A 19,856-nucleotide genomic window follows, 5' to 3' on the forward strand; every position below is an offset into this window, starting at 1 on the left:
TCAGCATATGTCGAAATAAGCGTAATAACCCATCCTATCTAACAACAGATGCATCATTTATTGACGGATATGATAAAATAAGAAGTAATGGATTGTGATTCAAAACCGATCTGAAAATCAATGATTTTAGCGAAAGTAGGGAAGCGTATGACCCCATTTGTTCACCTGCATGTGCATAGCGAATACAGTCTACTGGACGGGGCTGCGCGCATAAGGGATCTTGTGAGCCAAGCCGCAGAATCAGGCATGACAGCAATGGCTCTTACCGATCATGGAGTAATGTATGGAGCGATTCCATTTTATAAAGCGTGTAAGCAACATGGTGTTAAGCCGATTATTGGTTGTGAAGTGTATTACACTGCTGGATCACGTAAAGAAAAAGCAGCACGTAAAGATCAACCGATTCATCATTTATTGTTACTAGCCAAAAATGAGATCGGTTATCGTAATCTAATGAAATTAAGTTCAATTGGACATTTAGAAGGATTCCATTACAAACCTCGTGTGGATGCTGAAGTATTGCAACAGTATCATGAAGGTATTATTTGCCTGAGTGCTTGTCTTGGAGGAGAGATTCCACAACATTTATTACATGAACAACCGGAAGAAGCCAAAAAAGCCGCTCTTCGTTATCAAGCGATTTTTGGTGAAGATTTCTATATAGAATTGCAAGATCATCATATTCCTGAACAGAAAAAAGTAATGCCGTTATTAATCAATCTAGCTAAAGAGCTTAATATTCCATTAGTCGCTACCAATGACGTTCATTATTTAACAGAAGAAGATGCCAAAACGCAAGATGTTCTCATCTGTATTGGTACCGGTAAAACGATGGATGATGAAGGTCGTTTTCGGATTCCAACGAATCAATTGTATCTAAAAGACAGTGAGCAAATGGAATCGTTATTCCGTCATGTGCCTGAAGCGATTACGAATACAAACGTTATTGCAGATCGTTGTGAATTGGAACTGACTTTTGGCGAATCACTTTTACCGTCGTATTATCCGATTCCAGATGAATTATCACCTGAACGTTATTTGGAACAATTGTGTCGTACAGGATTAGAGCAACGTTATCAAGATACGATGTACTGGACAGATCCTCAAGAACGTCAAAACATCGAAGAACGTTTAAATTATGAATTAAAAGTAATTGGTAGTATGGGATTTGCCGATTATTTCCTGATTGTATGGGACTTTATGAAATATGCACATGCTCAAGGCATTGTAACAGGCCCCGGGCGGGGTTCCTCAGCAGGAAGTCTGGTTGCTTATGTACTGGAAATTACCAATGTCGATCCGATCAAATACAAATTGTTATTTGAGCGTTTTCTTAATCCTGAGCGGATCACTATGCCTGATATTGATATCGATTTTAGTGATCTACGCCGTGATGAAGTGATCGAATATGTCGTTTCCAAATATGGAAGAGACCATGTGGCACAGATTATTACATTTGGTACATTAGCTGCGCGTGCAGCCGTACGTGATGTAGGACGAGCACTTAATGTTCCTTACGCAGATACAGACAAAGCCGCCAAGTTAATTCCTGCTCAAGTTGGCATGACAATCAGCAAAGCGTTAGATCAAGTTCCCGAATTACGTGATCGTTATGAAAAGTCTGCACCTGTTCGTGAAATGATCGATACAGCGCTTAAGGTTGAAGGTATGCCACGTCATGCTTCTACGCATGCCGCAGGGGTAGTGATTTCAAGTGGAGTATTAACTGATATTGTGCCAATCCAAGAAGGTAGTGAGATTGCCGTATTGACTCAATATCCGATGGAAAGTCTAGAATCGATTGGTATGCTCAAAATGGACTTTCTGGGTCTACGTACATTATCTATTATGGAACGCTGTATGACATGGATAGCAGAACAAGAAGGACATCCTATTGATTTCTCTAAGATTTCAGACCATGATCCACAGACCTATGAAATGCTAAGCCAAGGCGATGCAATGGGCGTGTTCCAGATGGAATCTCCAGGTGTACGACGTGTGTTGCGTGATCTTAAGCCTACAGCCTTTGAAGATATTGTATCGGTGGTGGCTTTGTATCGTCCGGGTCCAATGGACTTTATTCCCAAATATATTGAATCCAAGCATGGTCGTACCGTTCCAGAATATCCACATCCCGATTTGGAACCGATCCTGAGCGATACGTATGGCATTATCGTGTATCAAGAGCAGATTATGCAGATTGCTTCACAGATGGCTGGATTTACACTGGCAGAAGCGGATTTGCTACGCCGAGCGGTTTCGAAGAAAAAGCGCGAAATTTTGGATGAAGAACGGGTGCATTTTGTTAAAGGAAGTATAGAACAGTCTTATACTGAACAAGAAGCTAATGTGGTCTACGATATGATTGTACGATTTGCAGATTACGGATTCCCGAGAGCCCATGCAGCAGCTTATGGTGTACTTGCTTTTCAGACGGCTTATCTCAAAGCGCATTATCCGGTACAATTTATCGCTTCGATGTTAACCGCTGTAATGGGAACACATCGTAAAGTAGCTGAATATGTATTGGAATGTCGTCGTATCGGTATAGAAGTATTACCACCTGATGTGAATACCAGTGGAGTGACATTTACTCCGGTAACAGCAGCGATGCAACAAGAGTTAGAGCAACAATTATTATCTAAAGAATCGGCAACTGATGATGAGAATGCCGAGGCTCAAGATACAGCTTCATCGTCAGAGTCGCCGAATTCATCACAAACTTCTTCATCTACAGGTAATATTCGCTTTGGTCTAGGCGCAGTCAAAAATGTCGGTACACAAGCGATTAATAGCATTATTAAAGAACGTCAAGATCGTCCGTATGACAGCCTGATCGACTTTTGCCGTCGTGTCGATCCCAAAGCGTGTAATAAGCGTGTAATTGAATCTTTGATCCAAGCAGGTGCATTTGATAGTCTACCTGGACACCGTGCCCAATTATTAACGATGCTTGATGATACGATCAAAGAAGCTGCCAAATGGCGCAAAGAACGAGAAGAATTACAGATAGAAATGTTTGCCGATTTGGGATTTGTAGAGACTCATAACTGGGAAGTGTCTTATCCAGATGTTGCGCCTTATACAACCGGAGAACAACTTGAATTTGAACGTGAATTGTTAGGATTGTATTTATCAGGACATCCGTTAGATGATTATGAGCAAGTGATCGAAGATAGTGGATTGTCCCGTCTGATGAACCTACATGAAGGCGAAGATGAAAGTATTGTCGCTGTAGCAGGTATGGTCGTATCGCTTAAACTGATCACAACCAAGCAAGGAAAATCGATGGCTTTTATGGAGCTTGAAGATCAGATCGAACGGTGCGAAGTTGTTCTTTTCCCTGAAGTGTGGCGTAAAAGTAGTGCGTTAGTAGATAAAGGATTACTGCTCAGTGTACGTGGTAAATTGCAAAAAGAAGATGAAGGATTCAAATTGTTAGCTGAAGAAGTAGTGACGTTGAGTGAAGAGTCTGCACGCGAATTAGCGACCAGAGCTCGTCAACGTATGTATATCGCCAAAAACAAAGCTACTGCACAGACCAAACAGACCAACAAATCGTCATCCACTTCAACCGCTAAGCCTTATACCAAAAGTACAACGTCTGCGAAAAGTGTAGCGCCGACTGAGCAAGAGACAGTTCCTTCTTCATCTGCTTCAGGTGTAGCCAGTGTAGTAAATGATGCACCTCATACCGACAGTCATCCTGAACCGGTATTGAAGCAACGTGTATTTATCAAAATTACCAAAGAAGCTCAACAAGCAGATAAATTAGCAGTACTCAAAAAGCTATTAGCGAGTCATCCGGGGCCTGTAGGTACGTTGTTATTTTATGAAGAAACGCAAAAATTATTTGATCTTAGTGAAACGTATAGCATCAAACCTTCACCTGAGCTATTTCAGGAAATGGAGCAGATGTTAGGCGAAGGCACAGTTAAAGTAAAATAAGTCTATTATGCTAGAGCACATTGATTGTCAACCCGTCAATGTGCCAATTTATCTTCACTTATCTTTGTTGCGATAAAAAAGTGTGGTATGTTATCATTATCCCATTATGTGGGCTTAAAGTGCTGTAACCGCTTCGTTATTCTTTTAAGTCCAATTAGGCTCGGTATAAATGAACAATATATGATATGAATTCCATCGCTGAGGAATACGTACATGGCTGGAGAGGTGTAGTTGTGTTTAGAGATTTATTTCAAAAGAAAAAGAAATATGCGACCATTCCATCCCAACGTTGGGGGAATGAAACAGAGTCTGGTGAAGAACCACAAGAGCGTCCCAAACGTGAGATTCCAGAAGGCTTAATGAACAAGTGTAGCAAATGTGGCACGATTCATTACAGCAAAGAACTGGAGAAAAACCTGAAAGTATGTCCTAACTGTGGTTACCATATGCGTCTGAATGCGATTGACCGCATTATGATGACAGTAGATGATGGACAATTTACCGAAATGGATGCTCGTATGGAATCCAAAGATCCTTTGAAATTCCCCGGGTATGCAAGCAAGCTTGAGCAACAGAAAATGAACTCTGGACTACGTGATGCCGTTATTACAGGTGAAGGTCTGATCGATGGTCAACCGGCAGTACTTGCTGTAATGAGCTTTGACTTCTTTAGCGGAAGTATGGGTTCGGTTGTAGGTGAAAAGATTACTCGTGCGATTGAGCATGCAGATGCTCGTCAGATCCCGATGATTATTTTCTCCACTTCAGGCGGAGCACGTATGCAAGAAAGTATTTTGAGTCTGATGCAAATGGCTAAAACAAGCGCAGCTTTGGCTCGCTTTCAAGAAAATGGAGGACTGTATGTCTCTGTAATTACCGATCCTACGATGGGCGGAGTATCTGCAAGTTTTGCCATGCTTGGAGATGTCAATATTGCTGAACCGGGAGCATTATTCGGGTTTGCTGGACGTATTGTTATTGAACAGACGATTCGTCAGAAATTGCCAGAGAATTTTCAGACCGCAGAATTTAATATGGAACATGGTCAACTCGATATGGTGATTCATCGTAAAGAGATGAAGTCTACATTATCGCAATTGTTGGATTTTCACAGTGGAAAAGGGGGATTTTAAGTGGCAGGAGAGATGCCTTTTGAAATGCCTCTCGTTGAAATGCGTAAAAAGATTGACGAGCTGAAGCAATTCGGACAGGAAAAAGGAATAGATTTCAACGATGAGATTACACGTTTGGAAGAACGATATCGTCAGATGGAAAGTGAAATATATAGTCAGATTTCACCTGCGCAGAAAATGCATCTGGCAAGACATCAACAACGTCCTACTTCGCTGGATCTGATTTCGATCGTATTTAGTGATTTTATGGAGTTACATGGTGATCGTATGTATGGTGATGATCTAGCGATTGTGGGCGGTATCGCCAAATTGGATGGACATCCTGTAACGATTATTGGTCATCAACGTGGTAAAGATACCAAAGATAATATTGCTCGCTTTTTTGGCAGTCCGCATCCTGAAGGATTCCGTAAATCGATGCGTCTGATGAAGCAAGCTGAGAAATTTGGGCGTCCGATTATTACATTTATTGATACCAAGGGTGCTTATCCGGGTAATACAGCAGAGGAGCGCGGACAGTCTGAAGCGATCGCTCGTAACCTATGGGAAATGGCGAAGCTACGTGTTCCTGTCGTCTGTGTCGTGATCGGAGAAGGCGGTAGTGGCGGTGCGCTGGCACTTGGTGTAGGTAACCGTGTACTTATGTTAGAAAATGCGATCTATTCAGCGATTTCTCCAAATGGTGCAGCATCCATCCTCTGGAAAGATGCGTCCAAAGCCGATCAAGCCGCAGAAGCAATGAAGATTACAGCGGAAGATTTGCTTCGTATGGAAGTTGTAGAAGACATCGTGCCTGAACCTAAAGGTGGCGCACACAAAGATTACGAAGCAACAGGTGAAGCGATCAAAAAGCATCTGCTTGTTCATTTACGAGAATTATCTCGAATGAATGCAGCTGAATTGATTGAAGATCGTTATCAGAAATTCCGTAAAATTGGTGAATTTACAGAGCAAGCGATGAGCACATTGCCAGCGAGTAGATCCGAAGTGAATATAGAAGATCAACCTCAAGAAGAATTGCAATCCGATGTGGAACCTATTCTTGGGAATGAAGAAGAAATGAAAGCTAAATCTTCACGTTCTAAACGTCATTCCTAATCGAGCCTTTCCACAATTTCTGAGGAATTTTGACAATCTTCTATACAAAGTAGACAAACTGTAGTAAATTTAATTGTTGGGACTTGTTGAATGGTTTCGGCAAGTCATGTTGGGAAAACAAAATAAAGAGAGACCTTTAAAAACGGAGGAAAATCAATTATGCGTAAAACTAAAATTGTATGTACGATCGGACCGGCAAGTGAGTCTTTAGAAAACACGAAGAAATTAATTATGGCAGGTATGAACGTCGCTCGCCTGAACTTTTCTCATGGTGATTTTGAAGAGCATGGTAACCGTGTTAAAAACATTAAACAAGCAAGCAAAGAACTAGGTAAAACAGTAGCCATCCTGCTGGATACCAAAGGTCCTGAAATCCGTACCGGTAAATTTAAAGAAGAACCAGTAGAATTAGTTCAAGATGAATATGTAACTTTGACTACAGAAGACATTTTGGGTGACCAACATCGTATGCACGTGACTTACAAAGATCTTCCAAGTGACGTTGAAGTCGGTTCAACAATTTTGATCGATGACGGTTTGATCGGTTTGACTGTTGTTGAAGTTCAAGGTACTGAAATTAAATGCCGTATCGTTAACGGTGGACAAATCAAAAGTCGTAGAGGCGTTAACGTACCAGGAGTAAATATTTCACTTCCAGGTATTACAGAAAAAGATGCTAACGATATTATCTTCGGTATCGAGCAGGGTGTAGACTTTATCGCGGCTTCTTTTGTACGTAAAGCAAGCGATGTTCTTGAAATCCGTCAATTGTTAGAGAGCAAAGGTGGTAGCCATATCCACATCATCTCTAAAATTGAAAACCAACAAGGTGTAGATAACTTGGATGAAATCCTTGCTGTATCTGACGGTTTGATGGTTGCTCGTGGTGACTTGGGCGTAGAAATCCCTGCGGAAGAAGTACCATTGGTACAAAAACGCATGATCGAAAAATGTAATCGTGTAGGTAAACCAGTTATTACAGCTACACAAATGTTGGATTCAATGCAACGTAACCCGCGTCCTACTCGCGCTGAAGCAAGTGACGTAGCGAACGCTATTTTCGACGGTACAGATGCAATCATGCTTTCTGGTGAAACAGCTGCTGGTAAATACCCAGTTGAATCTGTATTGACAATGTCTCGTATTGCTGAAAAAGCAGAATCTGCTTTGAACTATCACGAGTTGTTCCTTAAACAAACACATGCACAACAAACAACAGTAACAGAAGCGATCAGTCAATCTGTAACAAACTCTGCAATGGACTTGAACGCAGCAGCGATCATTTCTTCTACAGAGTCTGGTCATACAGCACGTACTGTTTCTAAATACCGTCCGCAATCTCCAATTATTGCTGTAACCACATTGGAGCAAACAATGCGTCGTCTTTCTCTAGCATGGGGTGTGTTGCCTGTTAAAGGTACACAAGCTCATTCTACAGATGAGTTGTTTGAAATTGCTTTGCAAGGTGGACATGATTCAGGTCTACTTAAAGAAGGCGATTTGGTTGTGATTACTGCGGGTATTCCTTTGGGTCAATCCGGTTCTACGAACTTGATCAAAGTGGCTCAAATGCCTGCTAAATCGTAATAGAATATTAATCAATAGTGCAAGATAGCATCATATCAGAGAAAGCAGTGGATCATTCCATTGCTTTTTTTGATGATTTTTATAGACCTATTTAAATTTTGAAATGAAAGCAGAGGTACCACATGATGGCAAAAGAACGATTAAACTTACCTAGCGATTGGCACGGAATAGCTTTTCGTGTACGTTATCAAGAAAATGATCCAATGGGCGTAGTGTATCATACGAATTATTTGAACTGGTTTGAATTAGGACGTACCGAAATGATTCGGGATCTAGGATTCCGTTATAGGGATATGGAAGCCGCAGGATTATTATTACCATTAATCGATGCGTCATTGTCATATGGACATCCAGCAAGATATGATGATCGTGTAGCAATCTATACCCGTATAACAGAGTTTTCCAAGCTTCGTATAGATTATGAGTACAAAATCCACTTATTAGATGAACATGATACAGCCGTAGGGGATTCTTCATCTGCTGGAGAACGTCCTATTTTCAAAAGGGATGCAGAGTTACCGGGAACGCCTTTGACAAGCGGTTCTACCAGACATGTGTGGGTTAATAAAGACTTCAAGCCTGTACGACTTGATAAACAAGTGCCTGCGTTGTATTATGCACTTGTAGAATCTTTACAGATGTAGTCTGGTTGGATAGAGAAAGGAGAGGTACTTTTGGGTAAGGGCATCGGCAAATGGATTATTGCATTGATTATTATAGTACCACTCCTAGAATGGTATGTTTTTTTACAGATGATTGAATGGATTGGTGGCTGGAACACCCTTATTCTTTTACTCACCACATCGCTGGTTGGTATATTGATGATGAGATTTGAAGGACGTAAAGTGATTGAAGATACCAAGCAACAGATGGACGCTGGCGAACCACCCGGACGAAGAATGCTAGATGGTCTATGTGTGTTTGTAGGCGGAGTGATGTTAGTATTACCGGGCTTTATTTTGGATATTATCGGATTTACGCTTGTATTCCCATTAACACGTCCAATTTATCGTAATCTGTTATTACGCTGGATAGAGAAGCGGATGAAAAAAGGCAGTATTACGATTCACCGTGGTGGTCAATAAGCTTACCTACTTTAGTCATCTTTTAGCGCTCTATCAAAGGGTCACAATCGATTATAACAAACAGGCAGTCCTTTAGATGATTACTTCTAAAAGGACTGCCTGTTTTAGTCTGTTTTTATAAGATGGTAATGATTATTTCTGATAGGATAGTGTAAAAATATAAGGTTGAGAAATGGATTCTACATCCTTATGCAATGACTTATCTTGCTTTGCCATTCACAATATAGTTGCGCAGATCACGGAACACATTAGCACGATTGAGAGCAGAAACAATAACAAGCGTTACAGGCCCAATCAATAGTCCTAGAGCTCCAAATAGCTTGAGCCCTACAAACATACTGATTAAGGTGGCTAAAGGATCAAGACCTACACTACTGGCTAGCACTTTAGGCTCCATAATCTGCCGTACAACCAACACAATGACATAAAGTACACTTAGACCAATCCCCAGACTGAGATCGCCGCTCATAAAGTTGTAGATCGCCCACGGTATCATCACAATCCCTACGCCAAGATAAGGCAGTAGATCGACAGCACCGATGAGGAGACCAATCAACAAAGCTGATTCGACTCGTAAAATAAACAGTCCGATAATAACAATAATACCTGTGATCGAAATTAAAATAAATTGTGCACGTACATAACCCAACAATGCTTTTTGCAAATCACGCCAAATCGTCACCATCGTCAATCGGATATTAGAAGGGAACCAACCTGAGACGATACGGGTATGCTTTTCCCAGCTATTACTGATAAAAAAGGCAGATAATACAATAACCACAATAATCCATGCAAAGTTAGGCAGTGCTGTTAAAAAACCTAATAGATAGTTAAGAATACCTGTCACAATACTACTTATCGTACTTGAAAGACTTTGCGTAGTTTGATCAAGGTTGTTATTGATCGTATCCCCATAAGGGGTGTCTTTCAAAAATCCATTGATTTGATTTGTAATATTTTGTAGACTGTCATTTTTGGTCCACCCGACAAACATATCACGCCAACTATCCATATGATCGTTGAACGTCTGCATCAGTGTGATCGTTTGTTGAACAAGCCTTGTCACCAGAAAAGACAGAAGGGCTAACAATCCACCAAAATAAACAAGCAATGAAATCGAAACAGCTAACCAACGTGGAAAGCGAGCACGATTCTGCAATAACCGAACTAACGGATTCATTGCATAAGCAAATAACCAGGCCAGCAATAATGGATAAAGAAGCGGAAAAAGATAACGTACAGCAATAGCCGTAATCACAATAGCGACCAGTACCCATATTCCACGTAAAATCCGATTACGGATCATAATATTCAATGAATGGCTCTCCTTCTACTCAATATAGTCATAAATATGTAATCAGCATCATATATGATGTTAAACGGCAGACAAGACTTTTGAAACGAAAGGGCTTATAATTGATAATGTAAAGGGTTACAAAAAAATTCTTATCATCGCAATAAAACAATTTGATGTCACAAACACTTCTCCTTTTGTTCACAACTCCGTCAAAATAAAGTATGATGAGAGAAGGTCCTTGGAAGGTTAGTGGTAGGTGTTTGGATCATTAGAACTCTTTTCAACAATTGTGAAGGACCTTACTAGCCAGTTTTTAAATTTTTCCATATTTAAAAATGTAAATGTTTTCATTCCCGTAAATGGGCAAAATCACAATCATTCCGTTCTGCAAAGGAGAGAGTAATATGACAGCTACTAAAGGATTGGAAGGCGTTGTTGCAGCAAGTTCATCTATTAGTTCTATCGTTGACGGCGTACTTACATACCGTGGAATCGATATTGATGACTTAGCTATTAACGCAAGTTTTGAGGAAGTGGCTTATTTGTTATGGTTTGGCAAACTTCCAAATCAAGCAGAGCTAGATCAATTGCAAAAAGATCTAGATGAATATGCTACCTTACCAGAACCATTGATTGCGCAAATGAAACTTTATCCTAAAGATATGAATCAGATGGCAGCTCTTCGTAGTGCGATCTCTGCTCTTGCTCTATATGATGATCTAGCTGAAGACATGAGCCAAGAAGCTAATCATAAAAAAGTAGTCAAATTGCAAGCACAATTGCCTGCGATTGTAGCTGCTCTTGGACGTATTGCAAGTGGTAAAGAGCCGGTCGCTCCTAAAAAAGGCGTATCCATTGCTCATAACTTCTTGTATATGTTAAATGGCGAAGATCCTGAAGATACAGCAGTTAAAGCATTAGATCAAGCACTTGTTCTGCATGCGGATCATGAATTAAATGCTTCTACATTTGCTGCTCGCGTTACGGTAGCGACTTTGTCTGATATTCATTCCGGTATTACTTCAGCAATTGGCGCGCTTAAAGGCCCACTACATGGTGGAGCAAATGAAGCGGTTATGAAAATGCTTGAAGAGATCGGTTCGATGGATCGTCTAGAAGGTTATATCCAAGAACAACTAGACAACAAAGTAAAAATCATGGGCTTCGGTCACCGTGTATACAAAAATGGTGATCCACGTGCCAAGCATTTACAAAAAATGTCCAAAGAGCTAGGTGAAATGAACAACGATCTAAGTCTATACGAAATGTGTATTCGGATCGAAGAAATTGTAACGGGTAGCAAAGGACTCAAACCGAATGTTGATTTCTATTCAGCTTCTGTTTATACCATGCTAGGTATTCCGCGCAATTTGTTTACACCTATTTTTGCAATCAGCCGTGTATCTGGATGGTCTGCACATATTTTGGAGCAATACGAAAACAACCGTATTATCCGTCCGCGTGCAGAATATGTAGGGCCTGTTGATCAGAAATATATTTCGATTGAACAGCGCTAAAATCAGTATTTCATTTCATATGCAAGTAGATATTTCTCATATGACCCAACGTCTGGTAAAATAAAGACAGAACTGTGCATGTCTGTGAAGGTAAGCATATACAAATGATTTGTACCATGCATATACCTGAAGAGGAGCCGGCGAGTAATTTATACCCAAGTGTATAGGGTATTCAAAGGTTTCCTTTTGATGTGTGTAAACGCCTTCTCTTACGATGCCACAGCCATATCCCTTAAGGAGGAACATAATTATGCCGAAGTTTGAAAAATACGAATTACCTACTACTGGTGAGAAAATCACAATCAATGATGGAGTTCTTAATGTACCTAATAACCCGATCGTCCCTTTTATTGAAGGTGATGGTACAGGACGCGATATCTGGAAAGCATCTGTACGTGTATTGGATGCAGCGGTAGAAAAAGCTTACGGTGGTTCCAAAAAAATCGCATGGTACGAAGTATTTGCCGGTGAAAAAGCGTTCAATACATACGACGAGTGGTTGCCAGCTGATACGCTGACTGCAATTCGCGAATATATTGTAGCGATCAAAGGACCTTTGACTACACCTATCGGTGGTGGTATTCGTTCATTGAACGTAGCTCTTCGTCAAGAATTGGATCTGTATGTATGTCTTCGTCCTGTTCGTTACTTTGACGGCGTACCTTCTCCTGTAAAACGTCCTGAATTGGTAGATATGGTTATTTTCCGTGAGAATACAGAAGATATCTATGCAGGTATCGAGTACCAAGAAGGTACAGAAGAAGTGAAAAAAGTATTGGCATTCTTGAAAGACGAAATGGGCGTTAACAAAATCCGTTTCCCAGAAACATCCGGTATCGGTATCAAGCCTGTATCTGAAGAAGGTTCCAAACGTCTGGTTCGTGCTGCTGTTCAATACGCTATTGATCACGAGCGCAAAACAGTTACTTTGGTACACAAAGGAAATATCATGAAATTTACTGAAGGAGCTTTCAAAAACTGGGGTTATGAAGTGGCTGAAGCAGAATTCGGTGATAAAGTGTTCACTTGGGCACAATATGACAAGATCAAAGAAGAAAAAGGTGCAGATGAAGCAAATGCAGCTCAAAAAGCAGCTGAAGATGCTGGCAAAATCATCGTAAAAGATGCTATTGCTGATATCGCATTGCAACAAGTATTAACACGTCCAAATGAATTTGATGTGATTGCTACATTGAACTTGAACGGTGACTACTTGTCTGATGCTCTTGCTGCACAAGTAGGCGGAATCGGTATTGCACCGGGCGCAAACATTAACTATGTAACAGGACATGCTATTTTCGAAGCAACTCATGGTACAGCTCCTAAATATGCTGACAAAGATCTAGTAAACCCAGGTTCTGTAATCTTGTCTGGTGTTATGTTATTGGATCACTTGGGATGGCATGATGCTTCTGCATTGATCTATAAAGGTCTAGAAAAATCAATCAACAACAAAACAGTAACATATGACTTTGCTCGTCTAATGGATGGCGCAACAGAAGTGAAATGTTCTGAGTTCGCTGACAAAATCATCGAAAACATGTAGGAGGATAACCTATGACCGTCATTAAGCGCAAAAAAATCACAGTGGTCGGTGCCGGTTTTACCGGTGCAACTACAGCTTTGATGCTTGCTCAAAAGGAACTTGGTGACGTAGTACTGGTTGATATTCCACAGTTGGAGAACCCAACTAAAGGTAAAGCGCTCGATATGATGGAAGCAAGCCCTGTACAGGGCTTTGATAGCCAGATTAAAGGGACATCTGATTATGAGGACACAGCATCTTCGGATGTGGTGATTATCACAGCAGGTATTGCTCGTAAGCCGGGTATGAGCCGCGATGATCTCGTGAATACGAATGCAGGAATCGTCAAATCGGTATGTGAACAAGTCAAGCAATATTCACCTGAAGCGATTGTGATTATTTTGAGCAATCCTGTAGATGCAATGACTTATGTCGCGTATCAATCTTTGGGCTTTCCCAAAAATCGTGTGATCGGACAATCCGGTGTACTGGATACAGCTCGCTATTGTACCTTTATTGCAGAAGAACTAAATGTATCGGTAGAAGATGTACGTGGATTTGTGTTGGGTGGTCATGGTGACGATATGGTGCCGTTAGTACGCTATTCTAGTGTAGGCGGTATTCCGATCGATACATTGATCTCCAAAGAACGTATTCAAGAAATTGTACAACGCACTCGTGTAGGCGGAGGCGAAATTGTGAATCTATTGGGGAATGGTAGTGCTTACTATGCCCCGGCAGCATCACTTGTACAAATGACAGAAGCGGTTCTGAAAGACAAGAAGCGTATTTTACCGATTATTGCTTATTTAGAAGGCGAATACGGTTATAATGATCTCTTTATGGGCGTACCTGCTATTCTAGGGGGCGGTGGAATCGAGAAAATCTTTGAATTGGAATTGACCTCCGAGGAAAAAGCTGCTCTTGAGAAATCTGCTGATTCTGTCCGTAACGTGCTTAAAATCGTTAACGTATAATGTCTAAACAAAAAGGTTTCCACATTCTGTGGGAGCCTTTTTTGTTATGTTTTGATTTAAATTTAAGTACAAACAATTTTTACTAATATGACAAAAATTAGACACACGACCTTATAAAATCAAGACGAAAATATGTATTTTCATAACTTTATCCGTTAAAATAAGATAGTATGGCCGATTGATCGCTAGAGTGGCTATAGATAAAAAGAGTGGAGGTTAAAGGATGGCAGAAGTATTAGTGTTTGTACACATCTTAGGAGCATTGTCGATGGGCTTTTATTTGTTTTTACCTGTTGTGACAAGTAAAATAGCTAACAGTTCAGCAGAAGCCCAATCAGGAAGTATCGCTATGTTTCGTACATTGAATCGCATCGCCCAATTTGGATTGATTGTGCAATTATTAACAGGTGGTTACTTAATGACCAAAGGGAATTATTCAATCGCTTGGATGGTTGTTGTGTTTGTATTATTTTTGGCAATCGCTGCGATTGGTGGAATTATGGGTAAGCCTTTACGATTAGCACTCGCCGATATCAATGAGAACAAAAATATTACACCCCACATCGGCAAAATTCGGTCACTAAGCATGATACTGGCTGTATGTCTGGTTGTTATTAGTTTCTTTATGGTATTCCGCGACATTATTTAATATTGTAGCGTAGACACGTTTACCCACACATAGTAGACCATCTGAACAGATGGATAAGAACGTACACATAATTGGATATAGACGACTAGCCGTTACTTTTGAAGTAGCGGTTTTTTGTTGATTTGCTTGCTGAATGTTTCGGTTATTGAAATTAGGATATTTACCCCAAAATGTGTATTTCAATACATTAATTTATAATGAAATAGATGTTTAAACATGTATAGACAGTGGTAAATAATGGACGGAAGCAACAAATGGAATCATCTTATGCATGTGTGAATCATCCATTTTTTATATTCGAGAGGAGAATTAATTATGTCTAGCGAAGAACAAACATTACCTCCACAACATCAGGAAAAACAACCAGGAATCGAATCGGAAATGACTCCACGTCCAGAATTTAAAGCGCCTGCGTATCAGGCAGCAGGTAAGCTGAAAGATAAAGTAGCAATCATTACAGGTGGGGATAGTGGTATCGGCCGTGCTGTAGCTATTTTGTACGCTAAAGAAGGTGCAGATGTAGCGATTGTCTACAAAGATGAACATGGTGATGCAGAAGAAACCAAAAAGTTTGTCGAGCAAGAAGGACGTAAATGTATTCTACTTCCAGGTGATGTAGGTGACGAATCATTTGCGAAGCAAGCTGTAGAAAAAACCGTATCTGAATTAGGTAAATTAGATATTGTTGTCAATAATGCAGCAGAACAACATGTTCAACAAAGTATCGTAGATATCACGGCTGAACAGTTAGAACGTACTTTCCGTACGAATATTTTCGGTATGTTCTTTATTACCAAAGCAGCTGTACCGCATCTTAAAGAAGGTTCTGCTATCATCAATACAACATCAGTTACCGCTTATCGTGGTGAGCCTGTATTGTTGGATTACTCTTCTACCAAAGGTGCAATCACAGCCTTTACACGTGCTCTATCTATGAATATTGTAGAAAAAGGAATTCGTGTCAATGCTGTTGCTCCAGGTCCGATCTGGACGCCATTGATTCCTGCTTCATTTGACGAAGAAAAAGTAAGCAAATTCGGAGCAAGCCAACCGATGAAGCGTCCGGGACAACCGGAAGAAGTTGCTCCAGCTTATGTATATCTAGCAAGTACAGATTCTTCTTACGTAAGCGGTCAGATTATTCATGTTAACGGTGGCGAGATCATTAACGGATAATACAGACGTTATCTAGCATAGATTTGACAATAACATCATAATTAAAATCACAAAAATATGGAAAGACGGTAGATCAGGGAGCTATTGACCTGTGCTATCGTCTTTTTTTGTATACAACACAAATATCATAGGATGTAGGAAAGGGACTTATTCTGCAACCTCTGGTATGATAATACTTGTCACTATAAGTGATCGGTACATTGAAATATGTTAACTTTTGGAGATGAAGATTACGTCATGAGAGAACATGCAGCCACATTTACTCGTTTTTTTGAAAAGTATATGTTTTTGATTATTCCGTGTACACTGGTTTTGGGATTCTTTATATCGAAGCCATTGTTACCTTTTGTCGGTTGGATTCCAGGATTATTTGCTTATGTTACTTTTGTGATGGGACTTGGTTGTGGACGAAAACATTTAAAAGGCGTATTGACCAAGCCTGCACCTATTATCGTCACTTTATTGTTAGCCCATATTGTCGCACCTTTAATCGCTTATGGATTAGGACTGTTATTATTCGGCAGTGATTCTCCTTATACGGTAGGCTTGGTATTGTTTGCGGCTATCCCTTTAGGCGTATCTTCTGTCTTATGGGTCGGGATGTCTTTCGGTAATGTGGCATTAGCATTAACGTTAGTGATCGTGGATTCGGCACTTAGCCCTTTTGTCGTGCCTGTGCTAATCGAAGTGTTTTTCGGTGCAGATATACAGTTCGATACTTTACATATGTTCAAAGATTTATTATTACTGATTGTATTACCTACATTTGCAGGTATGATGGTCTATGAGTTATCAGGTGGGAAGTTCCGTGATTGGTCAGCTCCAATTACGCAACCGTTAGCCAAATTGTGTTTTGCAGGAGTCGTATTGTTAAATGCAGCGGCGATTGCTCCGCAACTCCAATCATTGCGTCGTGATCTACTATTAGTCGTGCCTTCTGTGATGATACTGGTCGCTTTATGCTATGGACTGGGGTATGTTGCGTCGGCAATCCTTCGTCGCAAAGGGGAAGGGCAGTCGTTACCTGTGACATTAGCCTATGCTTCAGGGATGCGTAATATTTCGGTCGGGATGGTGATTGCGATGGCTTATTTTAGCCCGCAGACAGCTGTACCTGTGGTACTAGGGATTATGCTTCAACAGCCGATGGCAACGCTCCAGTATTCTATTTTTATGCGTATTTCAAATTATCGTAAAGGAAGAGATGCATGAAGCCTTTCCGCATTCGTTTAACATTGATTCTGATGATCCTGCTCGGTGTACTTGGTCTAGCAGCGGCACTGACAATGGGTCAAATATTCAAAAGCTCACATATTCAAACACTCGAAGATAACATGGTTCGTGAAATTCGTTTGTTAGAAACAACATTTGATTTTAGATCAACAGGTACAAGCGGTAAGCCTTCTGAAGATATTTTCAAATATTATTCTCAAGAAGCACATGAGATCGGGAATTTGACTGATTCACGAGTGACTTTTATTGAGAAAGACGGCACTGTAATCGGAGATTCTGAAAGTGATCCACATGCGATGAACAATCATATGGATCGTGAAGAAATTCGTGCTGCTTCAACGACAGGTGTAGGAAGTGCGATTCGCTATAGCGCTACACTGGACAAGAATATGCTGTACGTTGCAGCGCCTGTACAAGCAGGCAATGTGTTCAACGGGTATATTCGGTTATCCATGAGCCTTGAAGCCGTAGAGATCGGTGTACGCAATGCGTGGACAGTGATGGGGATTAGCTTGCTCGTCTTATTTCTAGTGGCGGCTGTTGTGAGTTATCGAGTAGCATCCGGTCTAACCAAGCCACTTGAACATATTACAGTGGTCGCTAATCGGATCTCTCGCTTAGACTATGGAGCACGAGTGAAATTGGAACGTCGTGATGAGATTGGTGAACTGGGCAAAGCGATAGACAATATGGCAGATAGCCTAGAGAAACAACTCAAAATTATTCGGGATAACGAAGATTTGTTACAAAGTGTATTAGCTAATATGACCGGTGGAATGTTAATGGTCAATTCATTAGGAAATGTTGCACTGGTGAATCGATTTGCAGAAGAAGTACTTGGAGTCACTTCTAAGCGTCTAACAGGAAAGTCGTATCACGAATTGAAACGTCATTATGAACTGACCAAGCTACTTGGAGAAGGATTGCGTCGTAAAGAGCGTATTCATGATGAACAGACCTTGTATGATCCAGAACCACGCTTGATTCAGATTGATGGTGTACCTATGTTCGAAGATGATGATACGTACCGGGGCATGTTGTTCTTGATTCAAGATATCTCCAATATTCGCCGCTTAGAAAGAATGCGAAGCGAATTTGTAGCTAATGTATCCCATGAATTGAAAACGCCTATTGCTGCTGTCAAAGGATTTGCCGAAACATTGCTAGGCGGTGGCGTGCAAGATGAACAAACTTCACGAGCCTTTTTACAAATTATCTATGATGAAAGTGAACGATTAAACCGTCTGATCGGTGATATTCTGGAATTATCCAAAATTGAATCGAAGCGTTCGCCACTCAATTTCTCACCGATTCATTTACAACCTTTCTTTGATACCATTCGGGAGATGTTAAATTCTTCTGCTGCCAAAAAGAATATTACGATGGAAATGAATGTACCGGAAGAAATGTTTATGGAAGCCGATGAAGATCGATTACGACAGATTTTTGTCAATTTGATCTCAAATGCGGTAAACTATACACAAGACGGTGGTAAAGTAAGATTAACAGTCGAAGAGAAAGTATCTGAGAATGGCGAGGAACGTATTCTTTTCCATGTTAGAGATACAGGTATGGGTATTCCGAAAAAAGACTTACCACGTATTTTCGAACGTTTTTATCGGGTAGACAAAGCGCGTTCACGTATTTCAGGGGGTACAGGTCTTGGATTATCGATTGTTAAACATCTTGTCGATTTACACCACGGCACTGTAACTGTGGAAAGCGAAGTTAATATTGGAACAACATTTACAGTCAATTTGCCGTTGTTACAAGAGGATGAACCAGATATTTAATATTTTATTACATCATTTTACACAGGGTTAACACAAGAGTGATATGCTGACATTGATGTATGAAATGCGAACCCTTGTGGGAGGTTATCATGGCTAAACGATTACTGGTCATAGAAGATGAATCAACGTTATCTCGATTGTTGTCTTACAATTTGACACAAGAAGGATATGAAGTCACTGTAGAAGATCACGGAAGTGCAGGATTGGATCGTGCGCAGAGTGAACCGTTTGAATTGATTTTGCTTGATCTGATGTTGCCAGGTATGGCGGGATTAGACATTTTGCGTAAATTACGCAGTTCAGGGATTCGTACACCTGTGGTGATTTTGACAGCCAAAAATGCAGAAGAAGAAGTAGTGGAAGGACTAAAAGCTGGAGCCGATGACTATATTACAAAGCCATTCGGTGTTTCTGAACTATTAGCACGTGTCGCTGCGGTATTACGCCGTGCAACCGGTAGAGAAGATCAACCAGAAGAAGAGTTATCCCATGAGAGTCGCATAGAACTGGGAGATTTAACGATTTACCCGGATAAATACGAAGTTACATTGGGCACACAACATATTACACTGCGTCCTAAAGAATTTGAAGTTTTGCTGTATCTGGCACGTAAGCCAGGTGTAGTCATGACACGGGATGATCTAATGAATGCCGTATGGGGATTTGATTATATCGGTGGTCAACGTACCGTCGATGTACATGTCAGCTCTTTACGCAAAAAGTTAGAACTCGATCCTGAATCGGTACATATCGATTCAATTCGTGGAGTTGGTTATAAATTAGTCGTACGCAAAAGAACAAGCGCTCAACATTCCATTTAAAATGGGATGTCGAGCGT

At 40.6% G+C, this 19,856-nt stretch carries 15 protein-coding genes; 14 read left to right on the top strand and 1 reads right to left on the bottom strand.

Annotated elements, in window-relative coordinates; all coding sequences use genetic code 11:
* Window positions 1-147 precede the first annotated feature (147 nt).
* The 6 genes from PTI45_RS07700 to PTI45_RS07725 all read left to right on the top strand — a co-directional run bounded on the left by PTI45_RS07700 (window position 148) and on the right by PTI45_RS07725 (window position 8,851).
* Complete coding sequence (locus PTI45_RS07700; protein WP_069326979.1) at window positions 148-3,948, top strand: DNA polymerase III subunit alpha; 3,801 nt, start codon at window positions 148-150, stop codon at window positions 3,946-3,948.
* A 233-nt stretch (window positions 3,949-4,181) separates the two neighbouring features.
* Window positions 4,182-5,081: an acetyl-CoA carboxylase, carboxyltransferase subunit beta gene (gene accD, locus PTI45_RS07705; RefSeq protein ID WP_069326980.1), complete on the top strand. Its 900-nt coding sequence runs from the start codon at window positions 4,182-4,184 to the stop codon at window positions 5,079-5,081.
* On the top strand, window positions 5,082-6,179 hold the full coding sequence (locus PTI45_RS07710; protein WP_069326981.1) for an acetyl-CoA carboxylase carboxyltransferase subunit alpha: 1,098 nt from the start codon (window positions 5,082-5,084) through the stop codon (window positions 6,177-6,179).
* Window positions 6,180-6,338: 159 nt separating this feature from the next.
* Entirely contained in the window at window positions 6,339-7,766 is a 1,428-nt protein-coding gene (pyk, locus tag PTI45_RS07715; RefSeq protein WP_069326982.1) for a pyruvate kinase, read from the top strand.
* A 125-nt stretch (window positions 7,767-7,891) separates the two neighbouring features.
* Window positions 7,892-8,410 (top strand): acyl-CoA thioesterase, encoded by a 519-nt coding sequence (locus PTI45_RS07720; protein ID WP_069326983.1) that lies wholly within the window; start codon window positions 7,892-7,894, stop codon window positions 8,408-8,410.
* 30 nt (window positions 8,411-8,440) lie between these two features.
* Complete coding sequence (locus PTI45_RS07725) at window positions 8,441-8,851, top strand: FxsA family protein (protein WP_371748083.1); 411 nt, start codon at window positions 8,441-8,443, stop codon at window positions 8,849-8,851.
* Window positions 8,852-9,050: 199 nt separating this feature from the next.
* Here PTI45_RS07725 and ytvI read toward each other — a convergent pair whose 3' ends face one another.
* On the bottom strand, window positions 9,051-10,166 hold the full coding sequence (gene ytvI, locus PTI45_RS07730) for a sporulation integral membrane protein YtvI (RefSeq protein ID WP_069326984.1): 1,116 nt from the start codon (window positions 10,164-10,166) through the stop codon (window positions 9,051-9,053).
* A 386-nt stretch (window positions 10,167-10,552) separates the two neighbouring features.
* Here ytvI and PTI45_RS07735 point away from each other — a divergent pair, with 386 nt between their 5' ends.
* The 8 genes from PTI45_RS07735 to PTI45_RS07770 all read left to right on the top strand — a co-directional run bounded on the left by PTI45_RS07735 (window position 10,553) and on the right by PTI45_RS07770 (window position 19,839).
* Window positions 10,553-11,665 carry a citrate/2-methylcitrate synthase gene (locus PTI45_RS07735; RefSeq protein WP_069326985.1) on the top strand — a complete coding sequence of 371 codons (1,113 nt, stop codon included), beginning with the start codon at window positions 10,553-10,555 and terminating at the stop codon, window positions 11,663-11,665.
* Between the two features lie 250 nt (window positions 11,666-11,915).
* Window positions 11,916-13,211, top strand: a complete 1,296-nt coding sequence (icd, locus tag PTI45_RS07740; RefSeq protein ID WP_069326986.1) for an NADP-dependent isocitrate dehydrogenase — start codon at window positions 11,916-11,918, stop codon at window positions 13,209-13,211.
* Window positions 13,212-13,222: 11 nt separating this feature from the next.
* Complete coding sequence (gene mdh / locus PTI45_RS07745) at window positions 13,223-14,167, top strand: malate dehydrogenase (RefSeq protein ID WP_069326987.1); 945 nt, start codon at window positions 13,223-13,225, stop codon at window positions 14,165-14,167.
* 223 nt (window positions 14,168-14,390) lie between these two features.
* The gene (locus PTI45_RS07750; protein ID WP_069326988.1) at window positions 14,391-14,816 is read left to right on the top strand and encodes a hypothetical protein; all 426 of its coding nucleotides are present in this window, start codon (window positions 14,391-14,393) and stop codon (window positions 14,814-14,816) included.
* A 315-nt stretch (window positions 14,817-15,131) separates the two neighbouring features.
* The gene (locus PTI45_RS07755; protein WP_069326989.1) at window positions 15,132-15,992 is read left to right on the top strand and encodes an SDR family oxidoreductase; all 861 of its coding nucleotides are present in this window, start codon (window positions 15,132-15,134) and stop codon (window positions 15,990-15,992) included.
* A gap of 207 nt (window positions 15,993-16,199) precedes the next feature.
* A complete protein-coding gene (locus PTI45_RS07760) occupies window positions 16,200-17,204 on the top strand; it encodes a bile acid:sodium symporter family protein (RefSeq protein WP_245703455.1) in 1,005 nt (334 codons plus the stop codon).
* Window positions 17,201-19,018: a two-component system histidine kinase PnpS gene (gene pnpS / locus PTI45_RS07765; protein WP_069326991.1), complete on the top strand. Its 1,818-nt coding sequence runs from the start codon at window positions 17,201-17,203 to the stop codon at window positions 19,016-19,018. Before PTI45_RS07760 ends, pnpS begins: the two co-directional genes overlap by 4 nt.
* A gap of 89 nt (window positions 19,019-19,107) precedes the next feature.
* Window positions 19,108-19,839, top strand: a complete 732-nt coding sequence (locus tag PTI45_RS07770) for a response regulator transcription factor (protein WP_069326992.1) — start codon at window positions 19,108-19,110, stop codon at window positions 19,837-19,839.
* Window positions 19,840-19,856 lie beyond the last annotated feature (17 nt).

Origin of the sequence: Paenibacillus nuruki (genome assembly GCF_001721045.1) — a bacterium.
Lineage (GTDB): Bacteria > Bacillota > Bacilli > Paenibacillales > Paenibacillaceae > Saccharibacillus > Saccharibacillus nuruki.